Below are 17,548 nucleotides of genomic sequence, written 5' to 3'. Positions count from 1 at the left end.
CCGGCGCAACTACTCCAACTCTTTCAGTACATCCTCACAAAACGCCACATACAGACGTTCGTACTCAATGCCCGCCTCCAGAATGCGCCGTTGCAACGCCATGGACCGGGTTTCGGGCTTGCCCTCAAAGTCTTTTTTCCGAATGGCTTTGTAAAGCGCCAATTGTTCGCGGTGGCTGTTCAAGCGTTCCAGTACCCCGTCTGACAAGCCTTTGGCGCCCACCACGGCGGCAGCGCGCACGCGGATCATCATTTCATCCCGCAGGTTTTTGTGCTCGGAAGGCAGCGCCATCCAGCGCTTCAGTTCCGCTTTGCCAGCGGGCAATACGGAGTAGGTTCGCTTGCGGCCCCGTGCGCCTTCATCCGCATGGGATTGCACCCAACCGGCTTCTTCCAGGCGCACCAGCTCGCGGTAAATTTGCTGATGCGAGGCCTGCCAGAAATAACCGATGGATTTGCTGAAGCGCTGGGCCAACTCTAGGCCACTGCTGGGCTTCTCCAGCAGCGAGGTCAACAAGGCATGGGGCAAAGACACGATGGAGTGAAGGTCATCAATGGCAAGGCCTTCATCTTACGTGCAGAGCAGTTATTTATGCAACCAGTTGCATTAAAAACCCAACTACGCTATAAATTGCAACCAGTTGCACAAAAATACATTCATTGGAGCAGACCGCATGAGCACACCCTTCCCCCACCTGTTGGCCCCACTTGACTTGGGGTTTGTGACCCTGAAAAACCGCGTGCTGATGGGCTCGATGCATTTGGGACTGGAAGAGGCGCCCAACGGCTTTCATCGCATGGCCGCTTTTTATGCAGAGCGTGCGCGGGGTGGTGTGGGCCTGATTGTGACGGGTGGCATTGCACCCAACGACGATGGCGTGGTGTTTGCCGGTGGCGCCAAGCTGACCAATGAACACGAAGTGGCCGAGCACCGCATCATCACGGACGCTGTACACGCCGAAGGTGGTCGCATTGCCATGCAGATTTTGCACACCGGGCGCTACAGCTACCAACCCAACCTGGTGTCGGCCAGCCCGGTGAAGGCGCCCATCAACCCTTTCACCCCAAAAGCGCTCAGCCACGACGACATTTTGCGCACCATTGGTGACTTTGCGCGGTGCGCGGGCCTGGCCCAGCAGGCTGGTTACGATGGTGTGGAGGTGATGGGCTCGGAAGGCTACCTGCTCAACCAATTCATTGCCGCACGCACCAACCACCGCACCGACGAGTGGGGTGGCTCGTTCGAGAAGCGCATCCGTTTGCCGATTGAAATCATTCGCGCCATTCGGGAACAGGTTGGCCCCAACTTCATCATCATTTATCGTTTGTCGATGCTGGACCTGGTGGAAGGCGGCTCCACATTGGACGAAGTGGTGCAATTGGGCCAGGCCATTGAAGCAGCGGGTGCCACCATCATCAACACCGGGATCGGCTGGCACGAGGCCCGCATTCCCACCATTGCCACCAAAGTGCCCCGCGCCGCTTTTGCCTGGGTGACCAAAAACCTGAAAGGCAAGGTGAACATTCCACTGGTGACCACCAACCGAATCAACACGCCGGAGGTGGCCGAACAAGTGCTGGCCGATGGCTGTGCAGACATGGTGTCCATGGCCCGCCCATTCCTGGCCGATGCCGAGTTCGTGAAAAAAGCCGCGGAAAACCGCAGTGCCGACATCAACACCTGCATTGGTTGCAACCAGGCCTGTCTGGACCAAACCTTCCAATTGAAAATCACCTCATGCCTGGTCAACCCGCGCGCCTGCCACGAAACAGAAATCGTGATTGAGCCCACAACCACACGCAAACGCATCGCTGTGGTGGGTGCAGGCCCTGCAGGCATGAGCCTGGCCGTGACGGCCGCAGAACGTGGTCATGAAGTGCATTTGTTTGACGAACACAGCCAGGTGGGCGGGCAGTTCAACATCGCCAAAACCATTCCCGGCAAAGAAGAATTCCACGAGACCATTCGCTACTTCGAGCGCCAGCTTGAACAGAAAAAAGTAAAGGTGCACCTGAACACCCGCGCCACCCCCGCCATGCTCAAGGAAGGGGGCTATGACGAGGTGGTGCTGGCCACCGGCGTGGTGCCGCGCAAGCTGGACATTCCCGGTGCAGACCACCCCAAAGTGCTGGGCTACCTGGACGTGCTGCGTGAACGCAAACCGGTGGGCAAAAGTGTGGCGGTGATTGGTGCAGGCGGCATCGGTTTTGACACGTCGGAATTTTTGACCCACGAAGGCGTATCGGCCAGCGTGGACCTGGAGAAATTCAACCGGGAATGGGGCATCGACCCCACGTACAAAAATGTGGGCGGCTTAACCACCGAGCATGTGGAAGAGCCTCCACGCCAGGTGGTGCTGCTGCAACGCAAAGCCAGCAAGGTGGGCAGTGGCCTGGGCAAAACCACCGGCTGGATACACCGCGAAGGCCTGGTGAAAAAGAAAGTTCAGATGGTGCCCGGCGTGCAGTACAAACGCGTGGACGACGAAGGTCTGCACATTGAAGTGGGCGGTGAGCCGCAAACACTGAAGGTGGACCATGTGGTGGTGTGCGCCGGCCAAGAGCCACGCCGCGAATTGCAAGCGGACTTGGAGGCACTCGGCCTCAAGGTGACGCTGATTGGTGGCGCTGATGTGGCTGCCGAGCTGGATGCCCGGCGGGCCATCAATCAGGGTGTGCGCTTGGGTGCCAGTATTTAATGCACCTGGTTAAGCACATCCTTGCCAAAAGTGCTTAACCCGGCCTGCCCGGCCCACCCCAGGTGGGCCAGTTGAAAGCCGTCTTCCACACTGCGCAGCAGGCTGTAGTGGTTATAGGCGGTTTGACTGACAGTACCCGGCCTGATGAACGGGCTCACCATGACCGCACCCACCTGACCACCGCCAAAGCCCACAATGCCGGGCAAAGGGCTGTTGAGTGACACATTGGGCACGGTGCTGCAGCAGGCTGCAGCCTTGCCTGTGAGTGGATTGAACCCAGCCGGGGACGGGCTGCCAGTGAGGTCTGCTTCATCAAAGGTCACAATCAACAGACCACCGGCCTTGAATGCCGGCGAATTCAAAATCGTGGGCACCACCCGTTTAAGGAACGCGTCTGCCGACACCAAACCGCCGGGGTCGCCGTTCTTGCAACCTGTGTCGTGGCCGTCATTGCACAGGTTGGGCACAATCAGGTTGAAGTTGGCTGTGGTGTCGGGCGACTGAAGGTCGGCAGCCAAGCGGTCCAGGTTGACCACGTGTTGGTCGCAACGGGCCTGGTCGTCGATGATGCTGTGAAAGTACACAAAGGGGTTGTGGCGTGCGGCATATTGGTCGGCCGCCGTGGCGCTTTGCGTGTTGTCTTGCGCATTGATGGCAGGGTGTGCACAGGTGGCCGCCTCCCGGTTTTTGTCTTTGCCCATGTCCTCCATGTAACCCATCCAGCTCAGCTTTTTTTCGTCCAGCTGGTCAGCCACCGTTTTTACAAAAGCGGGGTACACACAGCCAGTGCCGATGGCCTGTCCGTTGGGGTCCACCAAGTTGCTGTTGCCAACAAAGTCGCTGTACAACTGGCAATCGGCCTGGGTTTGTGGATTGGGCCCCTGCCCGCTGATCATGGCCAGGTAATTGGGGTTGCTGTTGTGGGCCACACCGTAATAGTTGGGCACAAAGGCGCCCAGGCTGGTCAATGTTTTGGACAGGTACGGTGCCACACTGGCATCGCCAAACGTGGCAGCAAAGTCTTTGTTTTCCAGCACAATCACAAACACATTGCACACCGCGCTCATGGGGTTGTTGGGGTCAACTGTTTTTGCGGCACAGGCTGAAGCCCCGGCAGACACGCCCGCTGGTGCAGTTCGCACCGCGTTGGGCACTGAGGTGGTATCGCTGTTACAGGCCGCAAGGCCCAGCGTGGCAGTGAGTGCTGTAGCCATGCCCAACAGCCCAAGGCTGCGGTGCAGGGTATTGAATGCAAACCGGGAAAACTTGGACAAAAGCATGGGTGTTCACCGAGATTCAGGACTACACTAATACCCAGGCAACGCACAGACTGGATGCATGCAGTTGGGCGTTCTTCATGAACTTTCAATGACAGGTCACATGATTCGACTTCTGTATTCCAGCCAAGCCAAACCCGATACGCACAGCGACCTGCTGGAGGACATCCTGCTCACCTCCAGAAAAAACAACGCAGCCTTGAACATCACCGGTGTGCTGGTGCACGGCGGCGGCATGTTCATGCAAGTGCTGGAGGGCCCGGAAGCGGTGGTGCTTCGCCTGTATGTCAAAATACTGGACGACAAGCGGCACACGGACAGCCGCATCATCCACATCACGCCCACCAGCACACGCCTGTTTCCCAACTGGACCATGGGTGTGATTGAGGCCGAGCCCCTCACGTTTGAAGAGGTGGCCAATCTTCGGGCGCACCGGGTTGAATCGGTGGAAGGCGATGCATTCACCGCGCTCATGCACAAATTCAATGGCCTGTTGGTGAAAGCCGAATAAGGTGAATGAGGCAGGCGTCAGCCCATTCTTCAGTTCAAAACGCCCGAGAAATTTCCGGCGGCCGGTAGCACCAATTGCCGACCATCGCTCAACAACACATTGGCCGGGCCGTCGGTTGAAAGGGTGTATTTGACGGGCACACCTTTCAGGCAGGTTTTCTCGACATCCAATGTCAGCGAGGCAATGTTTTTCAATGTGCCTTCAATGGACTTGTCAGCCATTACCGCTTGTTGCCCAAGCTGGACCCGCTCCAGCGAGAACCAAGGCAGCGGGCCAGTTCCGGTGTTGTTTCTCTTTTCACTCACCGCCACAGAGCCACCACATGCCCGGTTGAGGATGTCCACATCCCCATAGACTTTGTTCAGTTGGCTTTTGCCCACCACCCTGTTTTGAATGTTGGACACCCAGTAAGCCCTGTCATGGGCAATGCCATATTCCACATTGCCCAAGGTGGGATCGTGGCGGAATGTCACCCGAACCGGGTTGGTTTCCAATGTCCAGTTGGCAGAATCGGCGGCCTCTTTGTCCCACTGGTCCAAGGTTGCAAAAATGGCATGATCGGCCACCGGGTGCATGTACCACTTGTAGCGGTTGTCCGTGCTGGCAAAGGTTTGCTGCATGTTGTAGGTGCTGGTGGCATGCACCAGTTCATCCGCACCAGCCACCACCATGACACCGGGCACATTGCGCAGGTTGCCCACAAAATCCCGCACATTGCCCACAGCCCCGGCTGTGGCGTGAATGGGGTCACCATCCAGAAGGCCGTTGACCACATCGCCGGTGAAGCCCACCCAATTCACAAAGCCAGCGAACTTGTCGGGATACAGCATCGCCATCCGATAGGTGATGTACCCCCCTTGGGAATAACCGCTGGCGATGGTTCGGGACGGATCAATCCGGAAATTTTTTTGAACATCGCTCATCACGTCCAACAAGTCGCGTTCAGAAATGTCGGACCCGTAACCGTCTGCCCCACGGGCCAACGGCGCCACCAGCAAGCGACCAAACTGGTCACCAAAAGCGCGCTGCATGCCCGGCTGGCTGATGAGGCTGCTGTGAACATTGCCCGAGCCATGGAACACCATCTGCAAGGGATACAGATCGGTTTTGGGGGTTGGCACATAAATACCGTAGGGTTGGTATTTGCCCAAAAACACAAACTTTTGCGCAGCAACCGGCACCAGTGCGCCATCCCCACGCCCGGCAATGCTGCCCAGGCCTTCACCCAGGCTGAACTTGGACTGGTACACCCAGGAATGCAAACCCGGCGTGATGACGGTTGCGGGCTGATTGACGGACGGGCGGAGATCGGCCACCGAGACCACCTGTCCAAATTCGCTGATGTTGCCTTTGGCCAATGCAGCTGCCTGTTTGTCCTCAAAAAAACAACCGCCACCCGTTGTGTTGGTTTTGCAGGCGGACTGTTCATTGATGCCCCGGTAGGCCACATTCATCACCGTGCCATCCTGCTGGGCAACCACCGCCTGAATGCGCCAGGTGTTGCCTTGGGGCATCGGCATGCTGCCCTCAATCACGTTGCTTTGAACATCGCCCTGACGAAAGACCTGCAGCACATCCCAACCGTTGCTGGACACAGGCAGACTGCACCACTGCCCACCCCCCGTGCGCGGATTGTTGTCAGTGTCGATGGCCACCGCCAATTGCGCTTGCCCGGCTTGCAGCAAAGTGTTGAGCTCGCCCCGAATATACAGTCGGTTGTTGTGGGTCCACAGCTGCAGTTGCACCAGGTCAGCGGTGTTTTCTGCGCCAGCGGGGTATGTTTTGTCGCCAGCGGGCGATGCACTGTCGGCCACCAAACCACCAGTGTCGGCCCCATGATCGTCGTAGAGGTAGTCCCGGTAAATGAGTCGCCCTTTGCAGATCGCTGTGCTTCCGGCAAGCCAAGAATCGACCTGGCAGGCTTGGGGTACAACCGATGGGGTCAGGGCCAGGGTGGCCCCGGGCTGGCTGTCGCAACCGGGTTGCAAGGCCACGGTGTTTTCGCTGGGCACAAAGTTGACTTCTGCCGGGTTGGTTTGGGTGGACGAGGTGGAGGACGACCCACCGTCCCATCCACAAGACGCCAACTGTGTGCAAAGTGCCCCAAACCATAACAGGGCCAAACCGTGTCTCATGATTGTCTCGATGTTTTTTTGTGAACCGAGTATCCAAGGGAACGGGCTTTGCATGCTTGTACAAAACGCTCGAATGCGGTTCATGCGTCGCATCGCAGTACTTCGACATGCTCGGACTTAAACACATCCGACGGATTCATGCCGAAAATTTCATTGAATGCCTTGTTGAGGTGAGCCAAATCATAAAAGCCGATTTCAACCGCCACCTCGATCAAGGGCTGGCCTGCCGACCACATCCAGATGGCTTTCCAGACCGCCAACCACCGCATGTATTCGCTGATGGTGCAGCCCATCCGCTTTGAAAACACGGCCCTGAGTCGGGATTCCGACAAACACACTTGCTGGGCCAGTGCCTTGACGGACACCTGGTCCATGGGACCTGCCTCAAGGATGCTGATCACTTTTTTAACAGGCGCAGGATAGTCCACCTGCACCAGCGCCTGCTGCCCGCACAGCAAAGCGACAGCCTGTTGTACCAAAGGGTACACACGGCCGGCAGGCAAAGCGCCTGTCACAGCGCCCATCAACTCGGTTTGAACCGGAGCAAGCAAGGCCAGATCGAGAACTTTGAACTGTTCCCCGCCCAGCAAAGCTTCCAACAAGGGAAATTCAACCGCGGAGACATGGATGTCCAAAATAACCACATCGCTGTCCAGCGCAACCGTATTGAGCCGCATCACCTTGGGTGCCAGCACAATGGCGCGTGTGGTGATGGACACACCGTCGCCGATCTCCACCTGCACATCGCCCGACAGCCCTATGATGACGGTGGCCGAAAACCGCCGATAGGGCCGCTTGCTGCGCTTCAACACGTAGCGGTGGGCACCGAGCAAAAAGCCGTGGCGCCAATACCATGCCCGCATGTTGATGTCAGTTTTCATGAAGCCGTGCGCTGTCCGTGTTTGACTGATACAGGCACTTGGGCACATCTGGATTTTTTGGAGCGACCAAAACAAAAAGGACCCAGCGGATGAAATACGCTGAGTCCTTGTTTTATTTGGGGCGAGGTATGGGGCTCGAACCCACGACCCACGGAATCACAATCCGTTGCTCTACCAACTGAGCTAACCCCGCCACAGGGTAACCTTTCAAAATTCTTTTGGCCTGCCCGGAGGGGCTCGAACCCCCGACCCTCGGCTTAGAAGGCCGATGCTCTATCCAGCTGAGCTACGGGCAGCACATTGAACGCATTCAACGGGGCCCGGCGCAGGATTTTGCATCGAAACCGGGTGGTCGGGGCAGTAGGATTCGAACCCACGACCCTCTGGTCCCAAACCAGATGCGCTACCAGACTGCGCTATGCCCCGACAAAGAAGCGGAATTCTAAGGGGTGTAGCAGGTTTCGTCAAGCCCGGCACACGGGTTTGGACCGTGGTGCGACAAAATTAATCACGCTGGTACAAATCCCGCGTGTACACACGGTCCAGCACATCCGCCAGGTCGGGCGTGATGCGGTTGGCCACAATCAAATCGGCATCCCGTTTGAAGGCATCCAGGTCGTGATACACCTTGGAATTGTAAAAGTGCGCTTCATGCAGGGCCGGTTCGTACACGACCACCTCAATGCCTTTGGCCTTGATGCGCTTCATGATGCCCTGCACCGAGCTGGAGCGGAAATTGTCTGACCCCACCTTCATCACCAGGCGATAAATGCCCACCACTTTGGGATTGCGCTTGATGATGTCAAAGGCGACATAGTCTTTGCGGGTGGAGTTGGCGTCCACAATGGCCCGAATCAGGTTTTGCGGCACTTCGTTGTAGTTGGCCAGCATCTGCTTGGTGTCTTTGGGCAGGCAGTAGCCACCATAGCCAAACGATGGGTTGTTGTAGTGCGGTCCAACGCGGGGGTCCAGACACACCCCATCAATGATTTGCCGGGCATCCAGCCCATGCACGCCCGCATAGGTGTCCAGCTCGTTGAAATAGGCCACCCGCATGGCCAGGTACGTGTTGGCAAACAACTTGATGGCCTCGGCCTCGGTGCTGCCGGTGAACAACACAGGCGAGTCTTTCTTGATGGCCCCTTCCTGCAGCAGGGCAGCAAAGCGTTCAGCGCGTGCGGACCGCTCACCCACCACGATTCGGGAGGGGTAGAGGTTGTCGTACAGCGCCCTTCCCTCGCGCAAAAATTCCGGCGAAAAAATCAGGTTGGCGGTTTTGTACTTTTCGCGGGCGTGGCGGGTAAAACCCACCGGGATGGTCGACTTGATGACCATGAGCGCATCGGGATTGATGGCCTTGACCTGTTCAATCACCGCCTCAACAGAGCGGGTGTTGAAGTAGTTGGTTTCAGCATCGTAATCGGTTGGGGTGGCAATAATGACAAACTCAGCACCCGAATAGGCCTGCACCGGGTCGGTGGTGGCGGTCAGGTTAAGCGCTTTCGTCGAGAGATACTCCTCGATTTCCCGGTCTTCAATCGGGCTTTGCCGGCGGTTTAATTGCTCAACCTTGGTGGGCACAATATCCAGCGCAACAACCTCATGGTTCTGGGACAGCAACACAGCATTGGACAAACCTACATAGCCGGTGCCTGCGATGGCGATTTTGGTCATGAATGCGACTCGCAAAAATCTTTAAATAAGATGTCGCAGTATGCACAGATTGCGTGTCAATTTCGGTACAGGCGCGCAGAAATCACATTCAAAACCGATTGGACATGGCGGCGTAAAACCGCCCTTGCATGGTCTATGTGCGAGTTTCCCAAACCCACGCATGGCTCACAATGGTTTTTAGGTCGGTGAACTGCGGCTTCCAACCCAGCACAGCCCTCGCCAGAGACGAGTCAGCCACCAGGCTGACCGGGTCGCCGGGCCGGCGTTGTGAAACCTGAACTTCGATGGCTTTGCCAGTGACTTCACGTGCGGTGTCGATCACTTCCTGAACGCTAAAACCCTGCCCATTGCCCAGGTTGAAATTTTGGCTTGGCTGACCATTCCATAAATACTGCAGGGCCAGCCAATGTGCATCACACAAGTCCGTCACATGAATATAGTCGCGAATACACGTGCCATCGGGGGTTGGATAGTCGGTGCCAAACACCGAAATGTGAGACCGACGACCCGATGCAGCTTGCAATACCAAGGGAATCAAGTGTGTTTCGGGCTCATGGCGTTCGCCGAGCAACCCCCCGGGATGCGCCCCGGCGGCATTGAAATAACGCAGGCACACAGCGGTCAGGCCATAGGCGTGCTGGTAGTCGGGCAAGGCTTGCTCAATCATCCATTTGCCGCGCCCATAAGGGTTGATGGGTTGCTGAGGATGGTGCTCGTCGATGGGCACATAGGCGGGTTCACCAAAAGTGGCTGCTGTGGATGAAAACACAAAATGCGGCACCCCATGCTGGGCCATGGCGTGCAACAGGTTCAGGGTATTGGCCACATTGTTGTGGTAGTACATGGCCGGTTTGACGACCGATTCACCCACCTGGATGTAGGAGGCGAAGTGCATGACAGCATCGAACCGATGCGCCGTAAACAATTGGGAAAGCAAGCGTGAATCGGCGATGTCACCGCAAACGAACTCACCGCCCAGTACCGCATCGCGATGGCCGGTGGAGAGGTTGTCGAGCGTGACGACTGAACACCCTTGGTCCAGCAGGTATTTCACCATGTGAGAGCCAATGTAGCCGGCGCCGCCGACGACCAAAACTTTGCGTGTCATGTTCACTCTTCTAAAAAAATGTTAGCGCGTGAATGCCGCAGGAAGCCTGCACCTGACGGCATCGAGCTTGGACAACCTCAGGTGAGTAACCCTCTTCAGACCATCACCCTCTGAACATTGGTGGGGTTCCATCGGAATGAGTTCAAAACGCACCGGCGTGCACCGCAGAAGATGACGAAAAGCCTCGCCCATCGGCCTGTGGATTTTTACAGTTTGGGCAGTACCGCCAACAAACGATCCACCATTCGCTCAGCCAGCGCTTTGTCCGTGGCTTCCACCATCACCCGCAGCACCGGCTCCGTTCCCGAAGGTCGAATCAACAAACGGCCCTGCCCAGCCAGCTCTGCGCGCACCTGTTCGCAGGCTGCGGTCAAAGCCTTGTCGTCGGTCCACACGTAGTCGGCTGGCAAACGTGCATTTTTAAGCACTTGCGGCATCATGACCACCGGGCTCAAGATGTGAGCCAGAGGCTGCTCCAAGGCTTGCACAGCACCCAACACTTGCAAGGCACTCACAATGCCGTCCCCGGTAGAGTGGCGGTCCAGGACCAACAAATGGCCAGAACTTTCACCTCCCAATTGCCAGCTGCGCTCCTGCAATTTTTCAAACACATAGCGGTCACCCACCTTGGCCCGCTCGAAGGGAATACCCAAGCGGTTCAGCGCCAACTCCAGGCCCATGTTGGTCATCAAGGTACCCACCACACCCGGCACGGCTTGACCTTTTCCCAAGCGGTGCGCCACCAACACGAACAGCAATTCATCGCCATTGAAAATTCGGCCACTGCTGTCCACGCAAATCAAGCGGTCTGCATCGCCGTCCAGCGCAAAGCCATAATCGGCGTTGTGGGCCAGCACCGCTTTCGAGACTGATTCGGGGTGCGTCGCACCCACCCCGTCGTTGATGTTCAGACCATTGGGTTGATCGGCCATGACCACCACATCAGCCCCCAGCTCACGAAACACGGCTGGCGCAATGTGATAAGCAGCACCGTTGGCGCAATCCACCACCACTTTTAGTCCGCGCAGGTCCAGCCCCCGAGGGAAGGTGCTTTTGCAAAATTCAATATAGCGCCCAGCCGCATCGTCCAGCCGTTTGGCTTTGCCCAGGTTCACGGAAGAATTGCAGGGCAACTCGCCTTGCAACTGCTGTTCAATCTCCAGCTCCCACTCGTCGGGCAACTTGGTGCCCTGGCCTGAAAAAAACTTGATGCCATTGTCTGGGTACGGGTTGTGTGATGCGCTAATCACCACCCCAGCGGACAGGTTCAAAGTCCGGGTGAGGTAGGCAATGCCAGCCGTGGGCATGGGTCCCACCAGCACCACGTCCACGCCGACCGAGGTTAAAGCCGCTTCCAGACAAGACTCCAGCAAATAACCGCTGACGCGGGTGTCTTTGCCGATCAGCACGGTGGGGCGGCGCTTGCCCTGCTCATGCCGGGCAATCACCAAACCAGCTGCTTGCCCCAAACGGAGAATGAAATCCGGCGTCATGGGCGATTGCCCAACCGTGCCGCGAATGCCGTCTGTTCCGAAATATTGTCTGCTCATGGTGTGTGTAGGGTGGATGCTCTATTGATAGTGATTGTCTTACAAATGCTAAGCTGCGTGTTGAACATCACCCCAAACACCATGAGCAAGCCCACAGAACCAGCCCCCACCCCCTTGTTGTACGAATCGCCCATTCGCCTGCCCGGCAAACCACTTCGGGGTGGCATACCCTTGTTGTTCCCACAGTTTGCAGACCGCGGTCCGCTGCGCAAGCACGGGTTTGCTCGTGACTCCGTATTCCAGCAGTCCCAAACTCACAGTCACTTGGACGTTCAGCCTGGGGACTGGCCAGGCTGGCCCTACGCAGCACGGCTTGAATGGGAAGAATCCGAGGGCCCGCAGCTCATTCACGGCACATTTCGCGTCACCAACACTGGCACCGAGGCCTTCGACTGGACCGGTGGCCTGCACCCGTATTTTCAAATTGGCCAGTTGACAGAGATTGAAGTCGAAGGCTTGGGCGAGCAGCCCGTGGTGGACAAATTTGACCCCGAGTTGCTGCGCGCGCCCAAGCAGGCCTTGCGTTTCAAAGCCGCAGAGTTTGAACGGCTTTACCTGGGCAACCCCACGGTGGTGTTAAAAGATCCGGTATTGAAGCGCCAACTGACGCTGCGCTGCAATGGCTTTACCGAATGGATGGTGTGGAACCCGGGGCCCTTGCTGGCCCAACAGCTGCCTGACCTGCCCGAAGGCGACTGGCAGCATTTTGTGTGCATTGAGCCGGTGATTGCTCACCGGCCAACGACACTTGCGCCCGGCGAGACATTCACCGGCACGCTGGATGTGACTGCTCAGGCCCTGCCGTAATTGTCCTGAAAACGCACAATGTCGTCTTCTTCCAAATAATCGCCACTTTGCACCTCAATCATGACCAAGGGCATGCGGCCCGGGTTGACCAAGCGGTGCTTGTTGCCAGCGGGTATGTAGGTGGACTCGTTTTTGCGAACCAAAAACACGGCTTCGCCATTGGTGACTTCGGCTGTTCCCGTCACCACAATCCAGTGTTCGCTACGGTGGTGGTGCATCTGCAAACTCAGCGATGCACCGGGCTTCACTTCAATCCGTTTGATCTTGTAACCAGCCGAGTCTTCCAGCACGGTGTAAGTGCCCCACGGACGGTGGACCGTGGGGTGAACGTTCACCAACTCACTGCCTTTGGCCTTCAGCACATCCACCACTTTTTTCACGTCCTGGTGTCGGCTTTTGTCCGCCACCAACAAGGCGTCCGGGGTGTCAATCACGAGTAAATTGCTGACACCCAATGTGGCCACGGTGCGGTCGCCCACGCGCACGTGGGTGCCCTGCGATTCAATCGAAATCAACTCTCCACGCCCTTCCCTCTGTTGCGTGTTGCCTGCAGAATCTGCCTCGGCCTGCTCAGCCAGTGCAGCCCAACTGCCAATGTCACTCCACTGGAAGCTGGCAGGTACCACCGCGACATTGGCCGCCTTTTCCATCACGGCGTAGTCAATGCTGATGTCGGGCAAGCGGGCAAATTCAGCTGCGTCAAACTGCACGATTTTTCCACCCGACGCCTTGTCGTCTCGCGACTTGGCCTGGGCCCACACGGCCTGCGCCGTGCTGTGTACGTCGGGCGCAAATGTTCCCAGTGCATTCAGGAATGAGCCCACCTCCAAGGCAAACATACCGCCATTCCACAAGTACTCGCCACTGGCCAAGTACTCCATGGCCACGTCCAGCCTGGGCTTTTCGACAAAACGCTGCACCGCATGCACACCTTGCAAATCGGCCAATGCTGCGCCCTTTTGGATGTAGCCAAAGCCGGTTTCTGGTGCGGTGGGCTGAATACCAAAGCAGGTCAAATTGCCCTTCAGCGCGCTGGCCACCGCCTTGTGCGCAGTTTCCACAAAGGTGCTGACCGGGCTGATGAGGTGGTCGGCCGGCAACACCAGCAACACCACAGGCTCCTTGGGGTGCAAGGCCTGTGCCCACAACGCAGCCAGCGCAATCGCAGGTGCGGTGTTGCGGCCAGCCGGTTCCAGAATTTGGTGCAACCGTGCCCCTGCAGCGGCGGCGTTCAATACCGGCAAACATTCGTCTTGCAGCAAAAATTGATATGACTCATTGCTGACCAACAGCACATCGGCCGCTACATCGCCCTGCACCACGGCCACTGCACGTCGAACGGTTTGGGCAATCAGGCTCTCCCCGCCCACCTTCAGGAATGGTTTGGGATGGTTTTTTCGCGAAACTGGCCACAAACGGGTACCAGCACCACCACACAACACAACGGGAATGATCTTCATGCGGAATAATCCTGAATAAACGCAACGGGTTCGGTACAGCAATAAAGGCAACAACAGTCAACGCTGGGTGCAGAGCCCAGTATAGCTGAAGGCCTTGATAGGTGGTGTCAACTGGCCAGCAATGCCGCTTGCACAAGCAGGGCATCCCGCGTGGCCTTCACGTCGTGCACGCGAACCACGGCAGCGCCTTCACGGGCTGCAAACAAGGCGGCTGCGATAGAGCCATGAATGCGGTCTTGCGGACGATCAACCCCGGTGATTTCGCCAATCATCCGCTTGCGTGAAACGCCAATCAACACACCAGCTCCCAGTGCCGACAAGGCAGCCGTGGCCTGCATCAGGCTCACGTTGTGAGCCAGGGTTTTACCAAATCCAAAACCGGGGTCTACCAGCAATCGATGCGGGTCAACGCCCTGTTGTTGCAGGGCGCTCAACCGGTCTTGGAGAAATGCCGTAACCTCGCTCACCACATCGGTGTACTGGGGCGCCACCTGCATGGTGCGTGGTTCACCCAACATGTGCATGACCACACCACCTGCGTTTGAAGCAGCCAGCGTTTGCTCTGCCCCAGGCGCGCGAAAGCCGTTCACGTCATTGAGAATGTCCACACCCAAGTCCACTGCACGGCGCATGATCTCGGGTTTCAAAGTGTCCACCGACAACGGCACATTCAAACCCACCAAGGCCTGAAGCACCGGCGCCAAGCGGGCCCACTCTTCCTCCACCGAAACACCCTGCGAGCCGGGCCGTGTGGACTCGCCGCCCAAATCGAGAATGTCCGCCCCCTCTTCCAGCAGGCGTTCTGCATGGGCCATGGCGGCGTTGGCTGTGTGGTGTTGACCACCATCCGAGAATGAATCGGGCGTGACGTTCACGATACCCATGATCAAGGGGCTGTGCGGTGATGGCGTGAGCTTGAAGCGGCCGGCGGACCAGGTTTTGGGCATGGGTTTGAACTGCGGTGAGTGTTGGTTGGATTGTAATCGAAGTGGGGCAAAGTGCTTGTTGATAGCCCCCAGCAACACCGGTAGCCCGTGCCGAACGCCCCCAGAATGTAAAGGTTGCCCCGCGCTTTCGAACTGGACCGATAACTCGCGCCTATGGCGCTCAAACATCTCGGTCCGTGTGTTCGAATGCTGTGCGGGTCAAGCCGATCGGGGGGCTGACTGTTCGGCGCCGGGCACACCGGTATTGCTGGGGGCATGGCACCGAGTCGGTTGGCGGCCTGCGCGGTTCACCTCCCCTGCAGCGACAGTCAGGACAATCTGCAAAACCGTGACAAGCAGGCGCGGTGGGCTCAGCCTTCTGGCTGACCCAGAGGCCGATCCCGACTCGCTGTTTGGAGGGGCGGACTCAGCGATCGCGAGGCTCAGGTTTTGAACAACAGATTGGCCGTCGCGAAGGGGTGTGACCGTGCAGTGACGCAACCCAGTTTGGCTAAGGGGCTTGACTGCGCAGTGCCCCAATACAGGATCTAACGAAAGGCCGGGTTCAAGCCTTCACAATCGTCTGCGCTTCACCCGCTGCCCGCCCGCGAATGGCACCAATGCGGTACGGCTTTTCACCCGCAGCCGCCAACAGCGCCAGCGCCGCATCTGCCTGTGCAGCCGGCACCACAATCACCATGCCGATGCCGCAGTTGAACACGCGGTTCATTTCATCAAACGGCACCTGGCCGTTTTGCTGCAACCACTTGAACAAATCGGTTTCGGGCCAGCTGCTGCGGTTCAACTCGGCGGTCAGGCTTTCTGGCAACACGCGGGGAATGTTTTCAACCAGACCACCACCCGTGATGTGGGCCAGGGCATGCACAGGCAGCTTGCGAATCAATTCCAGCACCGGTTTCACGTACATTCGGGTGGGGGCCATGATCGCCTCACGCAAAGTCACACCATCGCAAGGCTGGTTGAGGTCGGGCTGAGCACGGTCCAGAATTTTGCGCACCAGCGAGAACCCGTTGGAATGCACGCCATTGGAGGCCAAGCCGATGACCACATCGCCTGCAGCCACTTTGCTGCCGTCGATGATCTCCGACTTTTCAACCACGCCCACCGCAAAACCCGCCAGATCGTATTCGCCTTCGGGGTACATGCCAGGCATCTCAGCAGTCTCGCCACCAATCAGCGCGCAACCAGCTTGTTCGCAACCTGTGGCAATGCCACCAACCACGCTGGCAGCCGTCTTCACATCCAGCTTGCCGCAGGCAAAGTAGTCCAGAAAGTACAGGGGCTCGGCGCCCTGCACCAAAATATCGTTGGCGCTCATGGCCACCAGGTCAATGCCCACCGTGTGGTGAATGTTCCAGTCAAAGGCCAGGCGCAGCTTGGTGCCCACGCCATCCGTGCCCGACACCAGCACAGGCTCTTTGTACCCTTTGGGCACCTCAAACAGCGCACCAAAACCACCAATGCCTGCCAGCACGCCCGGGCGCAGTGTTTTCTTGGCCATCGGCTTGATGGCTTCGACCAGGTCGTCCCCCGCTTGAATGTCAACGCCAGCGTCTTTGTAGGTCAAGGGAGAATTCATGGTTACACAATCCGGAAAAAATGGGCAAGAAGGGCGGCAGATTCACGCGGCGAAGCACCGCACACTGCTCACAAGTCCGTGTATTTTAACCGACTCCAAGCCCAATCGCGCCTTTCGGAGTTATTATTGAAGGCTGCCGTTTTGGCCTTTTTGTGACCTTTTGTTGCCTTTTTGACGCCAGGCAAAAGGACACATCCCCAGCAGGCAAGCCCATCCAGTCCACCCACGCAATGTTCATGCAACAACTGCTTCTCGATGTGTTCACCCCACCCAGGCCCAGCCTGGCGAACTTCATCGTGGGCCAAAATGCGCCGGTGGTCCATGAACTGCAGGCCCTGGTGCGCGGCACATCGGCCAGCCCCTTTATTTTGCTGTACGGTTCGGCTGGTTGTGGCAAAACCCATCTGCTGAAAAGCATGGCCAGCCTGCTGGGTACACCCGTGCTGGCGGGTCAAACCCGTTTTGTCTTCAAGCCTGCCGACCAAGCGCTCGTCATCGACAACATCGAGGCGCTCACGCCCTACTCGCAGGTGCAACTGTTCAATGCGTTCAATTCGGCACTGGCGGACCGGCAACCCCCAGCCATTGTGCTGGCCAGCGAACACCACCCTGCAGAACTGCCTTTGCGGGACGACCTTCGAACCCGCATTCAGGCTGGCCTTTGCCTGCGGGTGCAGCCCTTGAGCGACGAAGAAAAGCACCATGCCCTGCAATCGGTGGCCAAAAGCCGCGGGCTGGAGCTCAGCCCCGAAGTGGTGGACTATGCGCTGCGGTACTTTCAGCGTGACATGGGCTCGCTCATGGCCGTCATCGACAGCCTGGACCGCTTCTCGCTGGAACAACACAAACCCGTGAGCGTAAACCTGCTGCGCCACTGGATGAAACGCCGGGAAAGCCTGGTGATTCGAGAACAATAACGAC

14 protein-coding genes and 3 tRNA genes are annotated in these 17,548 nt (G+C 57.7%); 4 read left to right on the top strand and 13 right to left on the bottom strand.

Annotation, left to right across the window (positions count from 1 at the left end):
- Positions 1–9 precede the first annotated feature (9 nt).
- Positions 10–534, bottom strand: a complete 525-nt coding sequence (locus tag VGE55_RS05500; protein ID WP_331130694.1) for a PadR family transcriptional regulator — start codon at positions 532–534, stop codon at positions 10–12.
- A 139-nt stretch (positions 535–673) separates the two neighbouring features.
- Between VGE55_RS05500 and VGE55_RS05495 the strand changes: the two genes are divergently transcribed.
- On the top strand, positions 674–2,698 hold the full coding sequence (locus VGE55_RS05495) for an NADPH-dependent 2,4-dienoyl-CoA reductase (protein ID WP_331130693.1): 2,025 nt from the start codon (positions 674–676) through the stop codon (positions 2,696–2,698).
- Here the strand turns inward: VGE55_RS05495 and VGE55_RS05490 are convergent.
- On the bottom strand, positions 2,695–3,978 hold the full coding sequence (locus VGE55_RS05490; protein ID WP_331130692.1) for an alkaline phosphatase family protein: 1,284 nt from the start codon (positions 3,976–3,978) through the stop codon (positions 2,695–2,697). The two genes, VGE55_RS05495 and VGE55_RS05490, sit on opposite strands and share 4 nt — an antisense overlap.
- 100 nt (positions 3,979–4,078) lie before the next feature.
- Between VGE55_RS05490 and VGE55_RS05485 the strand changes: the two genes are divergently transcribed.
- A complete protein-coding gene (locus VGE55_RS05485) occupies positions 4,079–4,486 on the top strand; it encodes a BLUF domain-containing protein (RefSeq protein WP_331130691.1) in 408 nt (135 codons plus the stop codon).
- A 29-nt stretch (positions 4,487–4,515) separates the two neighbouring features.
- Here VGE55_RS05485 and VGE55_RS05480 read toward each other — a convergent pair whose 3' ends face one another.
- The 8 genes from VGE55_RS05480 to glmM form a co-directional block, all read right to left on the bottom strand.
- Entirely contained in the window at positions 4,516–6,621 is a 2,106-nt protein-coding gene (locus VGE55_RS05480; protein ID WP_331130690.1) for a prolyl oligopeptidase family serine peptidase, read from the bottom strand.
- Positions 6,622–6,701: 80 nt separating this feature from the next.
- A complete protein-coding gene (locus VGE55_RS05475; protein ID WP_331130689.1) occupies positions 6,702–7,502 on the bottom strand; it encodes a helix-turn-helix domain-containing protein in 801 nt (266 codons plus the stop codon).
- A gap of 117 nt (positions 7,503–7,619) precedes the next feature.
- Positions 7,620–7,695 (bottom strand) — tRNA-His (locus tag VGE55_RS05470).
- Between the two features lie 26 nt (positions 7,696–7,721).
- A tRNA-Arg gene (locus VGE55_RS05465) sits at positions 7,722–7,798 on the bottom strand.
- Positions 7,799–7,851: 53 nt separating this feature from the next.
- A tRNA-Pro gene (locus VGE55_RS05460) sits at positions 7,852–7,928 on the bottom strand.
- 78 nt (positions 7,929–8,006) lie between these two features.
- A complete protein-coding gene (locus VGE55_RS05455) occupies positions 8,007–9,176 on the bottom strand; it encodes a nucleotide sugar dehydrogenase (RefSeq protein WP_331130688.1) in 1,170 nt (389 codons plus the stop codon).
- A 133-nt stretch (positions 9,177–9,309) separates the two neighbouring features.
- Positions 9,310–10,284: a UDP-glucose 4-epimerase GalE gene (gene galE / locus VGE55_RS05450; RefSeq protein WP_331130687.1), complete on the bottom strand. Its 975-nt coding sequence runs from the start codon at positions 10,282–10,284 to the stop codon at positions 9,310–9,312.
- Between the two features lie 206 nt (positions 10,285–10,490).
- Positions 10,491–11,834: a phosphoglucosamine mutase gene (gene glmM, locus VGE55_RS05445; protein WP_331130686.1), complete on the bottom strand. Its 1,344-nt coding sequence runs from the start codon at positions 11,832–11,834 to the stop codon at positions 10,491–10,493.
- Between the two features lie 81 nt (positions 11,835–11,915).
- Between glmM and VGE55_RS05440 the strand changes: the two genes are divergently transcribed.
- Positions 11,916–12,641 carry a D-hexose-6-phosphate mutarotase gene (locus tag VGE55_RS05440; RefSeq protein ID WP_331130685.1) on the top strand — a complete coding sequence of 242 codons (726 nt, stop codon included), beginning with the start codon at positions 11,916–11,918 and terminating at the stop codon, positions 12,639–12,641.
- On the opposite strand, the gene VGE55_RS05435 is transcribed toward VGE55_RS05440, so the two are convergent.
- The 3 genes from VGE55_RS05435 to purM form a co-directional block, all read right to left on the bottom strand.
- The gene (locus VGE55_RS05435) at positions 12,626–14,101 is read right to left on the bottom strand and encodes a mannose-1-phosphate guanylyltransferase/mannose-6-phosphate isomerase (protein ID WP_331130684.1); all 1,476 of its coding nucleotides are present in this window, start codon (positions 14,099–14,101) and stop codon (positions 12,626–12,628) included. The genes VGE55_RS05440 and VGE55_RS05435 overlap by 16 nt on opposite strands.
- 107 nt (positions 14,102–14,208) lie before the next feature.
- The gene (gene folP, locus VGE55_RS05430; protein ID WP_331130683.1) at positions 14,209–15,048 is read right to left on the bottom strand and encodes a dihydropteroate synthase; all 840 of its coding nucleotides are present in this window, start codon (positions 15,046–15,048) and stop codon (positions 14,209–14,211) included.
- Positions 15,049–15,592: 544 nt separating this feature from the next.
- Positions 15,593–16,627, bottom strand: coding sequence for a phosphoribosylformylglycinamidine cyclo-ligase (gene purM, locus VGE55_RS05425; protein ID WP_331130682.1), 1,035 nt, complete (start codon positions 16,625–16,627; stop codon positions 15,593–15,595).
- A gap of 236 nt (positions 16,628–16,863) precedes the next feature.
- Here purM and VGE55_RS05420 point away from each other — a divergent pair, with 236 nt between their 5' ends.
- Positions 16,864–17,544, top strand: a complete 681-nt coding sequence (locus VGE55_RS05420; protein WP_331130681.1) for an HdaA/DnaA family protein — start codon at positions 16,864–16,866, stop codon at positions 17,542–17,544.
- Positions 17,545–17,548: the final 4 nt, after the last annotated feature.

Origin of the sequence: Limnobacter sp., from assembly GCF_036405155.1 — a bacterium.
Taxonomy (GTDB): domain Bacteria; phylum Pseudomonadota; class Gammaproteobacteria; order Burkholderiales; family Burkholderiaceae_B; genus Limnobacter.
This window is presented reverse-complemented; position numbering and strand designations above follow the sequence as displayed.